The organism is Pseudoalteromonas sp. S558, assembly GCF_005886635.1.
Taxonomy (GTDB): Bacteria; Pseudomonadota; Gammaproteobacteria; order Enterobacterales; family Alteromonadaceae; genus Pseudoalteromonas; species Pseudoalteromonas aliena.
Window position 1 is genome coordinate 23,043 of sequence record NZ_PNDU01000140.1, and the last position, 15,895, is coordinate 38,937.

General features: G+C 40.1%; 13 protein-coding genes. 11 read left to right on the plus strand and 2 right to left on the minus strand.

All coding sequences use genetic code 11. The annotated features are described in order from the left end of the window. Positions 1-221 precede the first annotated feature (221 nt). From CWB66_RS11170 to CWB66_RS11205, 8 genes are all read left to right on the plus strand, one after another. The gene (locus CWB66_RS11170; RefSeq protein WP_138585438.1) at positions 222-1,493 is read left to right on the plus strand and encodes an MksB family condensin complex protein; all 1,272 of its coding nucleotides are present in this window, start codon (positions 222-224) and stop codon (positions 1,491-1,493) included. Between the two features lie 3 nt (positions 1,494-1,496). Next, the gene (locus CWB66_RS11175; RefSeq protein ID WP_138585439.1) at positions 1,497-2,045 is read left to right on the plus strand and encodes a condensin complex protein MksE; all 549 of its coding nucleotides are present in this window, start codon (positions 1,497-1,499) and stop codon (positions 2,043-2,045) included. Continuing rightward, positions 2,042-4,816, plus strand: coding sequence for an Mks condensin complex protein MksF (locus tag CWB66_RS11180; RefSeq protein ID WP_138585440.1), 2,775 nt, complete (start codon positions 2,042-2,044; stop codon positions 4,814-4,816). The genes CWB66_RS11175 and CWB66_RS11180 overlap by 4 nt, the downstream gene beginning before the upstream one ends. 140 nt (positions 4,817-4,956) lie before the next feature. Then, complete coding sequence (locus tag CWB66_RS11185; RefSeq protein WP_077539042.1) at positions 4,957-5,508, plus strand: DUF4136 domain-containing protein; 552 nt, start codon at positions 4,957-4,959, stop codon at positions 5,506-5,508. Between the two features lie 173 nt (positions 5,509-5,681). Beyond that, positions 5,682-6,692, plus strand: coding sequence for a hypothetical protein (locus CWB66_RS11190; protein WP_077538158.1), 1,011 nt, complete (start codon positions 5,682-5,684; stop codon positions 6,690-6,692). A 3-nt stretch (positions 6,693-6,695) separates the two neighbouring features. Further along, positions 6,696-7,571: a formylglycine-generating enzyme family protein gene (locus tag CWB66_RS11195; protein ID WP_077538159.1), complete on the plus strand. Its 876-nt coding sequence runs from the start codon at positions 6,696-6,698 to the stop codon at positions 7,569-7,571. Position 7,572: 1 nt separating this feature from the next. Next, on the plus strand, positions 7,573-7,869 hold the full coding sequence (locus CWB66_RS11200) for a hypothetical protein (protein ID WP_077538160.1): 297 nt from the start codon (positions 7,573-7,575) through the stop codon (positions 7,867-7,869). Next, positions 7,853-8,218, plus strand: a complete 366-nt coding sequence (locus tag CWB66_RS11205; protein ID WP_077538161.1) for a hypothetical protein — start codon at positions 7,853-7,855, stop codon at positions 8,216-8,218. The genes CWB66_RS11200 and CWB66_RS11205 overlap by 17 nt, the downstream gene beginning before the upstream one ends. Before the next feature lie 6 nt (positions 8,219-8,224). Here CWB66_RS11205 and CWB66_RS11210 read toward each other — a convergent pair whose 3' ends face one another. Next, on the minus strand, positions 8,225-8,716 hold the full coding sequence (locus tag CWB66_RS11210; RefSeq protein WP_138585441.1) for a peptide-methionine (S)-S-oxide reductase: 492 nt from the start codon (positions 8,714-8,716) through the stop codon (positions 8,225-8,227). A 176-nt stretch (positions 8,717-8,892) separates the two neighbouring features. Between CWB66_RS11210 and CWB66_RS11215 the strand changes: the two genes are divergently transcribed. Further along, positions 8,893-10,743, plus strand: a complete 1,851-nt coding sequence (locus CWB66_RS11215) for a TonB-dependent receptor plug domain-containing protein (RefSeq protein ID WP_138585442.1) — start codon at positions 8,893-8,895, stop codon at positions 10,741-10,743. Positions 10,744-10,903: 160 nt separating this feature from the next. Here the strand turns inward: CWB66_RS11215 and CWB66_RS11220 are convergent, their stop codons facing one another. After that, the gene (locus tag CWB66_RS11220; protein ID WP_138585443.1) at positions 10,904-11,167 is read right to left on the minus strand and encodes a YkgJ family cysteine cluster protein; all 264 of its coding nucleotides are present in this window, start codon (positions 11,165-11,167) and stop codon (positions 10,904-10,906) included. 168 nt (positions 11,168-11,335) lie between these two features. Here CWB66_RS11220 and CWB66_RS11225 point away from each other — a divergent pair, with 168 nt between their 5' ends. After that, a complete protein-coding gene (locus CWB66_RS11225) occupies positions 11,336-12,514 on the plus strand; it encodes an efflux RND transporter periplasmic adaptor subunit (protein WP_138585444.1) in 1,179 nt (392 codons plus the stop codon). Positions 12,515-12,516: 2 nt separating this feature from the next. Continuing rightward, the gene (locus CWB66_RS11230) at positions 12,517-15,666 is read left to right on the plus strand and encodes an efflux RND transporter permease subunit (RefSeq protein ID WP_138585445.1); all 3,150 of its coding nucleotides are present in this window, start codon (positions 12,517-12,519) and stop codon (positions 15,664-15,666) included. Positions 15,667-15,895 lie beyond the last annotated feature (229 nt).

A 15,895-nucleotide genomic window follows, 5' to 3' on the forward strand; every position in this document is an offset into this window, starting at 1 on the left:
GTAGATAAACAACCTTTGATATAGTTTTAAAGAACACGCAAAACAGAACCTTTCGCATGTGTCTGTTTTCGGCGCGGATTTTAGCACTGCCGCCGTGCAAAAACTATTATTAAATGGTCTTAAAAACGAATACTATATACAGACAAGGTTAATTAAAAACACGTAATAATGAGTATAAACTCGATACTCAATAATAAAATACTAGGATGTAGTAACGCCTTATGATCCCAGCAAAAAAGCTACTTAATACCTTAACCGAACATTGGGGTGTATTAGAGCTGTTATTTAAACGTTTTAAAATGGCTGACTTTAGCCTAAAAGACGTACAAAACGCGATTAAGCAAAAGCAGCCTACATGGTCAAACGAGCGCATTTACAAAGAAACAAATCGTTTATTGAACCAAGATATTTTAATTCCACTGGCTAAATCTTCTCAACTTGAAATAAATCGCGCCATTGCCGATTTTGCTACTTTTTTACTGCAAGAAGAACATTTAGGCTTAGCGCAAGAAATTAGCGTATTAGTCGAAGACCTAGCTCGTTTAGGTAACCGCCTAGATAACGCTGGCGAAATAGAAGACTTTGACGATTTACGCCGCTACAGCCGTATTATGGATGATCGGGTGCGTAAAATAATGAAGCTCTATACGCACAACGAAAATGCAATTTTAAACATTGTTGAACAAGCTAAATCAAATAATGCAGTGCAATCGCTGCAAAAACGTTACAAAGCGGTAATAGAAGCCTTTGACGAATACATAGAGCCAATGCTTGAAATGGTTGATATTCGTGGTGAATTTCATGCGTGTTTTACCCTCATTGAAGAGCAAATAAGTAAGCAAATACTGCACATTGAGCGCTCAGGTAAAGCGTATAACGACAAACGAATGCTGGAGCAATTACGTACCCGTATACTCGAAATGCATTTAATGGGCCGAGAAAGCTTACGTAAAAGTGCCGATATGCTTATGCCGCTGCGTGAGGAGCTACGCCGTAATAACTTAATTACTCGCCAAGCAGCCAAAGTACTTGGGCTTGTGCGCAAAAATGGCGTAGACAACATGCTAAGTGCGGTGCAGCCACATTTTGTGAGCGACGCGCAGCGATATTCACTTGGTCAGCAACGTCATATTGTGGCTTACATGGCAAGCTTGGTTGAATTTGAACACGAAGAATACCAATTGCCAGATCAACAAGACGTGCCTGCATTTGTTACGCCTAATATTCCTGACTACAACGATGTTAAAACCAGCTTTGCTAAGCGCTTTAATAAAAAACGCAAAAAGCCTCAGCCCTTGCTGCAATTTTTAGACGAAAGCTACCCAAATCTCGATGCAGACGAAATGCTATTTTTGTATCAAAAATTAGTCAGCGACAGCGATATTAAAATAATTCAAAGCGATGAAAAAGCCCGCGTAAAAATTGCCGGTCAGCACTTTTCTTTATATCCATTTAATTCAGAGCCTCAGCCAGATCCAAAGGCAGGTAAATAAACCATGACACACATAAACTTAGACGAGCTAACCCATCTACAAGCCATTAATAAAAAATTAGTAGCGGGTTACCACATTTGCGAGCAAGACAACATAATGTGGCAAGAGCTTGACCAACACATAGAAGACTACACCGCCCTATTTACCGCCCTAGGTAACGATTTAAAACGCGACAGCCGTGGTTTTTATTATTTTGGTAGCGACGAAAGCACACCAAACATGGGCAAAATATCTCGTGCTATCGCGCTCACCATTTACATTTTAATTGAGCACTACGCCAATACGGGTAAAGACCCAATGCGCGCATTGTTTGACGACGTAAACGATTTAGAGCTTATGCAAACGCTGGTACAAATTAACAAACATTTATTTGATCAGCTTGAGATATTTTCGGGATCTGATTTGCGTAAAGACGTATACCTGCGCATGGTGCGCTTAGGTTTAGCCCGTGAAGTAGAAGGCGGCTTTATGCTACAAGCGCCAATTCACCGCTATATAGATGCACTCATGGAAGTAAACGAAGAAACTTACATTACAGAGGACGAGGAATGAAAAATCTATACGGACTAAGTAAACTCGCCCTACTTAACACCGCAGGCTATGCAAAATGTGTGATCCCGCTTGATAAAAGCAGCTCTATTTGCGCGCCCAATAACACAGGTAAAAGCTCGGTTATTAACGCCCTGCAGTTCCCGCTTATTAACGATTTGCGCTTAACAGAATGGGACGGACACGATTTAGATGAAACCCGTAAGTTTTATTTTTCATCCGATCAGTCGTACATTTTACTCGAAGCGAACTTGCCTCATGGCTCGGTAGTGATTGGCGTGGCAGGACTTGGTAAAATTGCCGGTTACGCGCATCAGTACTTTTGCTATCAAGGAAAGCTTGATTTAGAGCAGTACACGCAAGGTAAAACTATTATTAAATTTACCAAGCTGTTCAACCATTTAAAATCGCTTAACTACAACCCTATCGAGCTTAAAGCACAAGAGCTCAACGCGCTACTTACTGGCGGCGCAACGCCTTTTGATGGCGACATTAACCTAAAAATGATCCCGCTTAATAATGTGCAAGACTCCTCTATTTATAAAGAAATATTTAGACGTATTCTTAACTTACACAAATTAGGCGCAAGCGACGTAAAACGCTTTATGCTACGCGTGTTTGAACGCCATATGTCGAACTCTAAAGTCGACTTTTATGAAGTATGGCGTCGCTCGTTTGATAAAGTAAACCGCTCAAAACGCGAATTAAAAGCCCTTGAGTCAATGCAAGAGCCAATAGCTGCACTTGAATCAATGCTTGAAAACCAAACAGTGCTTAAAGGTAAATTAGCGGCGTACGCGCCTAAAATTGACCAAGCACTGATTGATTTTGATACCTATCAAGAGTCGCAACTCTCTGAGCTTGCCATAGCCCTTGAAGATATAGAGCACGAAAAACACGAGTTTGAGCAAAAACAAAGCCTATACGTACAGCAATCGCGCGATATAGAGCGCAGACAAACTCAAATTGAGCAGTGGTTTTTAGATTACGATGCGCTTAAAAGCGAGTTTGAACTTGTAAATAAAGCCACGCTTAAAACCAGCCTGATTCAGTTAAAGCAAGATTACGAGTCGCTTTCGCACTCTATAACTAGCGCACAAGGGCAAAGCCTACACACGCTTGACTACCGCATTAGCGAAACACAAAAACAAATTAAGAGCCTAAAGCTGCAACTTAAAAACCTTGAGTTTAATTTGTTTACCCGTATGCGCGAAGACCTCTCGTTAAAAGAAGTAGAGGAAATATCGCGCATTTTAAACCCTGATATTCTCTCATTTGCGACCACCACTAATGGCGATATAACCATTGATGACGAAGACGCGTTTGGGGAATTTTTATCGCTGTTAAGTGAAAACGTTAAAGGCGGCGTATTAACGCTACCAGGCGCGAGCATTAAACTTAAAAAGCTCTCCCCTGTACAAATGCAAAGCGGCGAAAACAAAGAGCAATTAACCGCTCAGCTGAGCGCACTTGAGCATTCACTTAAAGAGTTTAAGCAACAACGCGATGTTGCAGCAAACGTTGCCGACAAGCAAAAAGAAAAAGACGCGTTGTACGATGAGCTTATGAGTGCAGAGAGCGCCCTAAAACGCTTAGAACAGTTTGATGTAATGCAGCAGTCGGTTGAAGCGCAAGCCATGCTAAAAGAGCAATTGTTAGCAGAGCGCGAACAAGTTGACGACTACCTACAAGATATTCAAAAAAATAGTGGTTCAATTGCCGATCGCCGCTCGTTAATTAAATCGAAACAAGAGCAAATTAATCGCCAAACTGAGCGCTTACGCCAAGTTAAGAGCGAGCGAATTGACCACACGCTTGATTTATACAGCGGGAAAGTAACCCCGTATATGATTGATATTACAATCGACTTTGATAACTTAAGCGACCTAGTACATCACTTTAATAAAGACTGCCAAGAGCTGCGTAATTTTGACATAAACGTGCGTAATACCTATTTGCATGTATATAACGCAGGTATAACTAAATTCGACAACGAAAACGACGAATATACTAAATACCAAAAGCTAATAAGCGCCTTTCATAATATTGATAACGAACGCGACGCTGTTGAACGCCAAGCACGCGTTGCGCTTACCGAAGTGGCCGCAACTATAAAAGGCTTGCGGGAAGATTTAGACCGACTTCGCCGCGAAATGAACAGCTTTAATAAAGGCATAAGCCAGCACCGTATTTCAAACCTGCAAGCATTTAAAATTAACGTCATACCGCGCAAAATGCTGGTTGAGAGTATCGATACAATTATCAGTACGTCGCATCAGTTTGATCAAGGTGACACCCTTGATTTACTTAGCCAAGAACCCTACAGCGAAAGCGCGGTAAACGAAGCGAAAGATCACTTAATTAAACTCGCCTCAGATAAAGCGGGTTTAACACTTACCGATTTATTTGATATTCGATTTGAAGTAGTTAACCGTGCAGGTGAAACAGAGCACTTTGAAAAAATAGATTCTGCGGGTTCAAACGGCACACGAATTACTATTAAGTTATTGTGTGGCATGTTGTTTATTCGTTACTTATTGAGTGACCAAGAACAAAACTTATACCGTATACCTATCTACATAGATGAAGCGGCCGACATTGACCCACAAAATCAAAAGGCAATTATAGAAACCGCACTAAGCTTTGGTTTTGTGCCTATATTTGCCTCAGTTAAGCCACAAATAAGTTGTGACTACATTGTGCCTATTCGCTCGGTAAAAGACGGTGCACAAAACTGGGTAGATGAAAAAGATTGGATTGAAGTTGAACATTAGCTAATGAATTGAGACTAATTAACATAGGTTAATTAGTCGTTCAGCCCTAACAATTAGACTAATATTTAGGACGTTTAAATAATACACATTTAAACTATGTGTGTTATTTTAAATTAATGCATTTTATTGGAGCAAACGTAATGAAAAATATACTTATTGTTGCAGCGCTAGCACTTCTTACAGCCTGTACACAAACCCCAGATTGGGATTACGATAAATCAGCTAACTTTAGTAATTTTAAAACATTTGCTTGGGTAGAAAACGCTAGCCTAACTAAAGACACAAATAACTATCAAATTAATGGCCTAATGGAAAAGCGTGTTCGCACTGCCGTTAACGCAGAATTGAGCCAAACACTAGGTATGAGTTTAGTTGATGCAGCGCAAGCTGATGTACTTGTTAACTATCATGCATCGGTAGATAAAGAGCTTGAAATAGATACCTTTAACGTAGGTTACCGCCACAACTGGGGTTACTGGGGCACTGGATTTGAGCGCGATACAACCGCGCGTGAATACGAAGTGGGTACACTGATTATTGATATTGTAGATCGTGAGTCAAACCAGCTAGTATGGCGCGGCGCAAAAGAAGGTCGATTAAAGAAAAATCAATCGCCAGAACAACGTGAAGCATCAATTAATAAAACAGTCAGCGAAATTTTAAGTAACTTCCCGCCGCAAAAGCAGCAGTAAGTTAAAATTAGTTTTTAAAAAGCTCACAATATGTGAGTTTTTTTTATGAGTGAGAAATAATATTTTGTTTTAGTAGCGTATCACTGTTAATTTGGAAAAATATTTAAAAGCAAAATTTAAATATAACGAGGGTTATGCTAAACTAGGGACAAATATTTAAAGGAATAAATAATATGTCATTAGACCCTACCTTCGCACTTAAAATTCAAAACCTATTTCCTAAGGAAGTGCTGCGTGAAATGTGCGCTTCTTTAGACTCGGATCCAGAATTTAGACACGCTGGTGTTATTTTCGAGGCCGAGAAAGATAGTATTGCAAAACTCTCAGTAAACCCTGGTAGTTTGCTTTTAAATCCAAGTAGCCATTACAATAGTAAAGTTTTAAGAGTAAGTTGCAGAGCAGATAGGAAAAATATTTATATTCGCGAATATATATTCCCTAAGCAAATGAAGGCCGTTAAAAGAATAGATAAAATCAACTCTTCACTATACGATGAATCTATAGGTGCTGGCATCTCATGTGTTGGAGCTGGCTCTGGTTGGGTATTAGTGTTCGCCGAAATGGGGGGCGGAGCTGCAAGCTTTGGCGCTACATGGGCTGCAATTCCATTAACATTGACATCGACTACCGCTGCTACTTTTCAGTGTGGTGTTGGAATCGGCCGTGTATTTAATCATTTAAGTGGTAATGCAGAGTATAATCAATGGCTTGATGCATCTCCTACTTTTTCAACTTTGATGGTTACATTAGATGTTATTCAAGTTGCCGATTTAACTAAAGCTGGTTTGGAAGCCGGCTCCTTCCTCGTTAAATTTAATCAAAATAAAGCGTTAGGACAGAATAAGTTATTAAAAATGTACAAAGGAATGACACGCGAAAATCGTAAAAAGCTTGCTGTTGAAATTTTAAAGCTCAATAACAAAAAGTTAATTAATAATCAAAAACTCCTGAAGAAAGTTTTGAGAGGTCAAACTCTTTTAGATGACGGTACCAAAGCAACTAAAGTATACACCCAGGCACAGGTTCAGAGATTAATAAGAAGCTCTTTTTACAAGGCATTTCTAACCAAAGCTTCATTAGCTACTGGAGCAGGAACAGCTGCTACGATGTACGGAAGCGTAAATGGCTTACATAATAAAATCAGAAATTCAGCAAGCTATATTATTGGCATAACTTCAGAGTGATATATGTTACCTAGATTAAAAATTAAATATTTCATTGTTATTGTCGTTTTGATTGGGTTCTGTATCGGCTTTTTTAATATTAGCTGGCCTAGTTTTAAACTCTCTAATCATAAAATCAGTTACATACAAGATAAGCTTAAAAGCGGTGAACTATCACCTAAAATGGTAGTAATACCGCCAGGTACAGGGACCATAGGCGGTGAAAATTTTCGCTCGTTTCAAGATGAAGCCCCTATTTTTAAAGCGACAATAAAAGAAAGCTATGCACTAAGTGAAACCGAGATTACCTTTGCACAATATGATCAGTTTTGTAAAACCGGAATTAGGTCATGCCCTAGCGACGAAAGCTGGGGCCGCGGTAAGCAACCTGTGGTAAATATATCTTGGTTTGATGCTGTTGCTTACACAAAGTGGCTAAGCACAGAAACGAGTAACATATATCGTTTGCCTAGCGAAGTTGAATGGGAATACGCAGCTCGAGCTGGAACAAATAGTAAGTTTTGGTGGGGTAATGAGTATAGACAAGGCATTGACCACTGCGATAGAGACTTAGGTGGTTGCCCAAAAGGCTCTGATTTAGGGCACCCTTGGCAAGTAGGTATTTTAAAGCCAAACCCCTTTGGATTATACGACGTTACCTCTAATGTATCTGAATGGGTGGAAGACTGTTATGTTGATAATCATAACAATGTAGCTGGCACTACTGCTGCAAATGATTCTGGTGCTTGTACTCAGATAATTGCAAAAGGAGCAAGCTGGCTCATGCCACAACCACATGTACATCATTCACAGAGAATGAGTATCCCGAAAAATGTTCGAGGATACGAAATCGGCTTTAGGGTATTAAGAGAAATAAATAAAAACGAATTAAAGGATTAAAATGAAAGTTGCGTGCCCTAACTGTAAAAGTAAGGTTGATAGTAAGGATATAAAAAATATAAATAAAAAAAGAATTTTTATTGAAAAGCAATGTCCTTCTTGCCGTGAATGGTTTGGTTTAAACAAGACGCAAGAAGTTTTAAAAACAGCTGGGATATTACTTTTATTAATCACTAGCCTGCTAAATATTTTCAGCATTAACAGTGAATATAGTTTAGTTTTCTCAACCGTAGGCTTTGTTGGAATTATTATAGCTATAATTATTACTTTTTTTGGTAAGCATGAAACGGTCAAATAATCAAAAAACAAAAAAGAAGCCAAAAATAAAACACGCTAATATTAGTAATACTAGAATGCTGTTAAATCAAATAGCATTCTCTTTGTTTTCTTTTGCTTTAGGGTTATTACTTATAATAATCGCAGTAAAATCTATATACGACGGATATGTTCTTACACCAACAGATTATCGAGTTGAATCTGATGTTTATTTTTTATCGACCTCTCCATTTTCTTATCTTTTTAACCTTCTTTTTTACTTAGGGGGTGGGATCTTTTTTTTAGTGCTACCATATTTAAGTAGAGATATGTTCCCTCGTAAAAAAGAGAAAAAGCTAAACAAAAAAGTTCAAAGAAAAAATAAACAATAGTTTTAATTAACTCGTTTTATACTTGTACAACAACTCAAAGGGTATATGGCAATAGTCATCAGGATGATTAGTTAAACGGTCTTGATGCTCAGGATCGCTTGGCACGTAGTTAGTTAGCAGCTCTACCCCTACCACAATTTTATCGGCATCACTTCGCTGGCTTATATAATTGCTAGCGATCTTTAAATGATCTTGGCTTTTACTATAAATGGCAGTGCGATATTTAGGGCCTACGTCATCCCCTTGTTTATTAATGCTATATGGGTCAATAATTTCAAAAAAGTAGTCAAATAGCCTATTTAGGCTAACGACTTTTGGGTGAAAAATGACCTTTACACACTCAGCATAACCATCGTAGTCGCCATCTGTAGTCTTACTTGTACCATTAGCGCGCCCTGCTTCAGTACTTATTACACCTGGTAAGTACTTTAAAAATTCTTGTACGCCCCACAGGCAGCCACCAGCAAAGTAAATAATATTTTGTTCTCTAGTATCCATTATAAATGTTACCCAATAAATAAAGTGTAAATAGTTATCAAATGCAGTTATTAACAAATTAATGTACAATCGCGCACAAAATGACTGCTGTTACATTTAGTTATTTTATCATGCTCAAATATAAGCTTTGAATTTAATTGTAACCGCAGCTACAAATAAAAAATGACGAGAAACACATGAATCGCACACCACACCTTATAATACCTGCAATATTATGCAGCGTTACTGCATTTGCTAATGCTAATACGCTATCTGATGAGTCGGCAATCGAGAAAATAACCGTTGAGGCCTCACCCACTGCAAATAAGTTGCCAGTAGGTACATTCGACTCGCCTATTTCTAATTTAGAGTACGACCCCCGTGTTGACCTTCAATCGCGTAATATGGCTGAGGCGCAAGCTGATGTAACTATACGCGGCGGTATTTTCGAAAACACCGGTTTTAGAGTAGGAAGCGCTACCCTGCTTGACCCGCAATCTGGTCATTATTTTGCTGAAATCCCCATTGCACCGCAAATGCTAAGCGGCCCGGATATTTTAACCGGTGCCGATAACGCACTTTACGGTATGAATAGCTCTGTAGGTACGGTTTCATTTGGTTGGAAACCGATTATTACTGGCGGTAGTGTATCCCTTGGTACTGGTACAAACGACTTTAATCTGCAAAGTATTCACGCTGCTAAAAACACACAACTTGATAGTTTAGCTAACTATACTCTGGGCTTTGAAGGTGAGTATTCTCATTCGCAAAGTAATGGAACCATTGATAATGGCGATCATGACTTTTCGCGCGCCTCAGCTCGCGTGCAATTAGCTAGCGAGCACAGCCAAACAGATTTGTTTTTTGGCTCGCAAGATAAGTTTTTTGGCTGGCCTAACTTGTACACCCCTTTTGGCGTTAACGAAACTGAAGATTTAGAAACCCGTCTTTGGATGCTTAATCACAAGCAAAGCTACGCTGATAACAGTAACTTTGAAGTATCTGCTTATTATCGTACCCATGACGATCACTATATTTACTCGCGCGAAAACCCAAGTGCATTTGAAGCTTTTCATAAAAGCGACGTTAAATCGCTTGGACTTTCGGGTCGCCATGCACAAAGCGATGCACTGGCAATAAATTACTCTGCACAATTTATTGATGACTCGATTGAATCAACAACACTTGAAAACAACTTTACCTCACGAAAGTATTACAAGCTAAGTATATTGCCCCAATACACAATAGCGCTAAAAAACCAACAGCTTACCTTTCGTTTAGGCGCAGCCTATGACGATACAAATCGTGATGATGCTGAAGTATCAGCTATTGGTGACATAACCTTAAACACCCAAAATAGTGACGGCACAGCGCAAACCCTTTACTTATCATACGCGCAGGCGAGTCAAGTTGCAGGCTACACAGCCATTGGCGGTAGCGACTCTGGCGGATTATTTAGAAGTAATTACAACCTTGAGCGCGAAACCACTTCAAACTTGGAGCTAGGTTTATTACTTGAAGAACAAAGCTGGCAGTTAAACTCGGCTATTTTTTATCGAAAAGATAATAACTTAACCGACTGGACCTTTAATTTTGATTCAACCTCAGCGCGCTTTGCAAACCCGGTTGATATTGATACTGCAGGGGTTGAATTTTTAGCGACTAAGCACTTTGATACAGCAAAACTTATAGCAAGCTACACCTATTTACATAAATCAGAAAACTACGGCGTAGCCGATATTGATGCCAGTTTTTACGCATTAAACTTTCCTGATCACCGTTTAACACTCGGCGCTGTGTACAACCCAACTGATATTTTAGAATTTAGAATAGATAACGAATGGCGCAAACAGCACGAAAATGCGCTGCGCGGTAGTGACAACGGTGCTCTATTTACTCACTTAACGTTAAAAATTACGCCGCCAATGCTGAAGAACTTATTTATAACTTTAGCGGCTGATAACTTGTGGGGTGAATCGTTTGAAGAGATCCCAGGTACACCAGGACGCGGGGAGCAATACTCGTTAAGTGCAACGTATAGCTGGTAGCCAGTAACGTAAGCAAGCTTCACGTCTACAAAAACACTCACAAACATACGCTTTGGCGGTAGACGTAGAGCTTGCTCACGTGAAAAGCGGAGCTTTTAATTACTTAAAATAAATACTCAGTAATAGATAAGTGTAAATATATGTGTATTTCAAGAGCTCACTAAGTGAGCTCTTCGAGCTCGGTAATAAGCGCTAGAGCTTGTGCATTTGTTGACCCACACACATCAAGCGTGGCGCTAAAATCGCTACATACTTTTGGGCGACTTTCATCACCAAATAACTTACATAAATTACGTTCGCGCAGCTGAATACAGCGCTCTCCGGCCTTTTTACCATTTGGCATACCTGGAATAGGCGAACTAATACTTGGCGCAATACAACATGCGCCGCAGCCTAGCCTGCAACTCATCGATTCGGTTTTCATAATTACCTCTGAATAAAACACACTTACTTTAATTCCTTTTTAGGAACGTAATTAGTCACACGTTTAGTTATAATGCACATGTGTAATGCTTTGTTACATCTTAAAACACCTTATAAACACATTATTGCGTATTATTACTGTGTCACCACCAATAATGAGGAATGCCTTGTGGCTACTAAAAAACAAATAATACTCCCAATTGCAGTTTTAGCAGGTGGCATAGCATTAGCTATCGCTTTTATGGCTATGAAAAAGCCACCCGAAGAAAAGCCTGAGCAAGACATTCGCCCTTTAGTGGCAACCCAAAGCATACTATTAGATTCTATCACGCTCGATGTTAAATCGTACGGCATAGTAAAACCAAAAGACCGTACCGAGTTAATAGCGCAAGTAAGCGGACAAGTTATTTCGGTATCAGATCAATTTGTCGAAGGTGCATTTGTAAAGCAAGGCGATATTTTAGCACGGATTGATGCAAATGATTATGAGGCTGACTTTATTGAAGCGCAAGCGGGTTTAGCGCAAGCAAGTTCGGCACTTGAAATAGAGCGTGCGCAAGCGCATGTAGCAAAAGCAGAATGGGAACGTATTAAGTCAGATTCAAGCGAAGCAATAGCCTCAGAGCTTTATTTACGTAAACCACAATTAGCTGAAAAACTAGCACGCTATCGCTCAGCTCAAGCCAGTGTAAAACGCGCTAGCCGTAATCTTGAGCGTACTTATATTAAGGCCCCATACGATGCGATTATTAACGAGCGCACGATTAGCTTGGGTTCAGTAGTTAATCCAGGTAATAGTTTTGGCGCATTAAGTGCGACATCTGTTGCAGAGGTTCGTCTACCGGTTGCCGACCAAGAACTGCAATATTTAGAAAATGGTGGTGTCGGTTCAAACGTTACATTTAACGCAGAATACGCGGGCAAACAAACAATGTGGCAAGCCAAAGTAATTCGCACCGAAGGTGTGGTTGATCAAAAAAGCCGCATGAGCTACCTAGTAGCACAACTTGCCACACCGTATGGCGATAAAACACGCCCTCTTCGTTTTGGTTCATACATTAATGCGACAATTGAAGGCCGCCCACTTGATAACGCGATTATTGTTGCACACCATTTAGTTAAAGATAATAAAATTGTAATTTTAAATGACGATTTAACATTGTCGTTTAAAACCCTAAATATTATACGCGAACAAAACGGCATGATTATCGCCAGCCAAGGGTTAAAAAATGGCGAGCAAATTGTCACTTCAGCGCTTGAATATCCAACCGAAGGTATGGCTGTAAAAATTGAAGACGTAGCACCTAATAACAGTGATATTACTCAACTTGCACTTAAGGAGGAGTAACCATGAACACTCGTGAAACAGGGTTAATAGCATGGTTTGCCCGTAATCCCGTTGCAGCTAACCTATTAATGATATTTATATTAGTGGGCGGTCTTTTAATGGCGATGACCATTCGCAAACAAATGTTCCCACAATTTGAAAGCAACTGGATAAGTGTACAAGCGGTTTATCCGGGGGCTGCCCCGCAAGAGGTTGAAGAAGGAATAACGATAAAAGTTGAGGAAAACCTCGAAGGTCTTGAAGGTATTAAACGCCTCATTACCTATTCTAACCGAGGTTTTTCGCAAGCCTGGATAGAAATAGAAGAACAATATAATCCACAAGAAGTACTTGATGAAATTAAAGTACAGGTTGATTCAATAAACACTTTTCCTGCGGGAATGGAGCGTCCTGTTGTACGTCGTGATAAGTTTGAGCAAGAGGTAATGATACTTGCGCTTTACGGCGATATGAGTAATTACCAGCTCAAAGAGCTTGGCAACGATATAAAAGATGAACTCCAAGCCCTACCTCACGTTAACCTAGTTAATTTTAATGGCGGCTTAGAGTACGAAATTGGTATAGAAGTCAGCCCCGATAAACTACGCGAGTACGGCTTAACATTTAGAGATATTTCAAGCGCTGTGCAAAGCTTTTCAGCCAATATGTCGGCGGGGCAAATACGCTCTGAAAACGGTTATATTTCGATGCGTGTTGAAAAACAAGCCTACCGTGGCTTTGAGTTTGAAAAACTGCCGCTTATTACCCTTGCTGATGGCGCACAAATTTATTTAGGCGATGTAGCAACCATTAATGATGGCTTTGAAGAAGGCCTGCAGTATTCTAAATATAATGGTAAGAATTCACTCTCATTTGAAGTAAATGCATCAAAAGATCAAGACATTACCGATGTAGCAAAAGTACTTAAAAGCTACATGGCAACTAAAGAGCCACTTTTACCTGCAGGCATTAAGCTCTCCCCTATTGTTGATTTAACTTACTACCTTGAAGGTCGACTTGATATGATGGTCGATAACATGATTTGGGGTGGCTTGTTAGTAATGATAGTACTGGCACTATTTTTACCGTTACGCTTAGCATTTTGGGTCATGATGGGCTTACCAGTGTCTTTTCTAGGTGCCTTTTTGTTTATGCCTATTGGCTTTTTAGATGTAACAATTAATCTAGCCTCGCTATTTGCCTTTATACTGGTACTCGGGATTGTTGTTGATGACGCCATTGTTGTCGGAGAATCTGCCAGTGCCGAAATAGAAAAATACGGCCATACACTTGATAACGTAGTTCGCGGCGTAAAACGTGTTGCCATGCCAGCAACCTTTGGTGTACTAACGACCATTGCGGCATTTTTACCGCAAACACTCGCAACCGGCCCTGGTGCTGCTTTTTCTAAAGCGATTGGTGGCGTAATCATTTTATGTTTGATTTTTTCACTCATTGAATCAAAACTTATTTTACCTGCCCACATTGCAGCAATGAACCCACGTAAACCAAACCCTAAAAACCTATTACATCGCTTACGCATGGTGATTGATAGTGGTTTAAAAGGCTTTGTGAATAACTATTACCTTCCTTTTGTTAGTCGCTGCATTCACTACCGATATACAGTAATTGTTGGCTTTATGTGTTTGCTTATTGTAAGCGCAGGTATGTTTGCAGGTGGTTTAGTTAAGTTTGTACCAAACCCTAAAATACCGCACGACTTTCCGCGTATTGATATCGAAATGAACCTTGCTTCATCTGAGCAAGCAACGCTTGAAACAGCGCGTAAAATAGAAAGCGTGTTATTAAAGGTCGATCAGCAACTACAAGAGCAATACGGTAAACCGATGATCCGCGATTTATCAGTAAGTCTACGTGGCCGAACTCAAGCAAATATTATGGCCATTTTGGTAGAGCCTGATTTACGCCCTATCGACACCTTTGCCCTAAGCGCATTATGGCGCGAGCAAATGCCCGCTCTACCTGGCATTAAAACCATGACTATTCAAGACAGCATAATGAATGGCGGTCGAGATGATGGTGACGTTAGCTTTAAACTTGAAGGCAAAAATGCTGACGAACTAAAAGAAGTAGCCGGTAAATTAAAAGCCAAATTACAAACAATGGAAGGCGTTGGCGACGTAAACGACTCAATGCAAAGCGCTACCGACGAAGTGCAACTTGATTTAAAACCACTCGCTTACAGCATGGGTTTAACGCTTGCTGATGTCGCATCGCAAGTTAGCTTTAGTTACTACGGCTTAGAAGCGCAGCGAATATTGCGTGAAGGCGAAGAAATTAAAGTCATGATCCGCTATCCAGAAGACGAACGTAACTCAATAAGTGACATAGCAAGTGTGCGTATTATTACGCCTACTGGCGCTGAAGTACCGCTAAGTGAAGTCGCTGAAGTTAAGTTGGTTGACGGTGTAAACCGTATTCGCCGCGAAAACTCTAAACGTACTGTAAACGTATGGGCTGCGGTAAATACCGACCAAGCCGAACCATTTGCAATTGCAGAAGAAATTCGTGATGAATACTTACCAACATTACTTAAAAGCTACCCTGGCGTTACAAGTGATGTAGCTGGGCGCATTCAAGAAGAAATGGATAGCGCTTCAGAGCAGCTTCGTGATTTTGGTATATCAATGATGATTATATTTGCCTTGTTAGCGATTCCGCTTCGCTCTTACTCACAGCCACTTATTATAATGTCGGTTATTCCGTTTGGTGTAGTGGGCGCTATGTTTGGACATATGATTTTAGGTATGACTATGAGCAGCTTATCTATGTTTGGCATTATTGCTGTAGCGGGCGTGGTCGTAAATGATTCCCTCGTTATGGTTGATTTTGTAAACAAAGCACGCGCTGAAGGTGTTGCGATTAAAGATGCAGTAATGCAAGCCGGTGCTCGTCGCTTTAGAGCGATATTACTCACCTCAATCACTACCTTTATTGGTGTAATGCCAATTATTTTTGAAACGAGTTTACAAGCTAAAATTGTTATCCCAATGGCTGTATCACTTGCTTTTGGTGTGTTATTTGCCACAGTAATTACACTAATACTTATACCGTGCCAGTATGTTGCACTAGAAGATGCTAAACGATTAGTACGTAAAATGCGTGGCAAGCCACCACTAGTAGATGCCCAACCAGCGCCTATTGAAAGTTAAGTAAAGTAAAACCCCAACCAAAAAAGCTCGGCAGACTCTGTCGAGTTTTTTATTTTTAGATCTAGGACCTGTTTATCTTTCGAGGTTGAATTTGCAGCAGACTGTTTGGTTTTTTAGACAAGATAGAGCCTATGTTGTGGTTGTTCCCCATAAATAGGCGATAACGCAGCATAAATGCCAAACATGTGCTGCCCTTGGGTTCGTCCTAGAGGCGATTTACGTTTTTGTT

Excerpts from the sequence above, each read along its gene's own strand:
- CWB66_RS11170 (WP_138585438.1), top strand. The coding sequence starts at position 222 with ATGATCCCAGCAAAAAAGCTACTTAATACCTTAACCGAACATTGGGGT.
- CWB66_RS11215 (WP_138585442.1), top strand. The coding sequence starts at position 8,893 with ATGAATCGCACACCACACCTTATAATACCTGCAATATTATGCAGCGTT.
- CWB66_RS11190 (WP_077538158.1), top strand. The coding sequence starts at position 5,682 with ATGTCATTAGACCCTACCTTCGCACTTAAAATTCAAAACCTATTTCCT.
- CWB66_RS11185 (WP_077539042.1), top strand. The coding sequence starts at position 4,957 with ATGAAAAATATACTTATTGTTGCAGCGCTAGCACTTCTTACAGCCTGT.
- CWB66_RS11205 (WP_077538161.1), top strand. The coding sequence starts at position 7,853 with ATGAAACGGTCAAATAATCAAAAAACAAAAAAGAAGCCAAAAATAAAA.
- CWB66_RS11180 (WP_138585440.1), top strand. The coding sequence starts at position 2,042 with ATGAAAAATCTATACGGACTAAGTAAACTCGCCCTACTTAACACCGCA.
- CWB66_RS11175 (WP_138585439.1), top strand. The coding sequence starts at position 1,497 with ATGACACACATAAACTTAGACGAGCTAACCCATCTACAAGCCATTAAT.
- CWB66_RS11230 (WP_138585445.1), top strand. The coding sequence starts at position 12,517 with ATGAACACTCGTGAAACAGGGTTAATAGCATGGTTTGCCCGTAATCCC.
- CWB66_RS11220 (WP_138585443.1), bottom strand. The coding sequence starts at position 11,167 with ATGAAAACCGAATCGATGAGTTGCAGGCTAGGCTGCGGCGCATGTTGT.
- CWB66_RS11195 (WP_077538159.1), top strand. The coding sequence starts at position 6,696 with ATGTTACCTAGATTAAAAATTAAATATTTCATTGTTATTGTCGTTTTG.
- CWB66_RS11210 (WP_138585441.1), bottom strand. The coding sequence starts at position 8,716 with ATGGATACTAGAGAACAAAATATTATTTACTTTGCTGGTGGCTGCCTG.
- CWB66_RS11200 (WP_077538160.1), top strand. The coding sequence starts at position 7,573 with ATGAAAGTTGCGTGCCCTAACTGTAAAAGTAAGGTTGATAGTAAGGAT.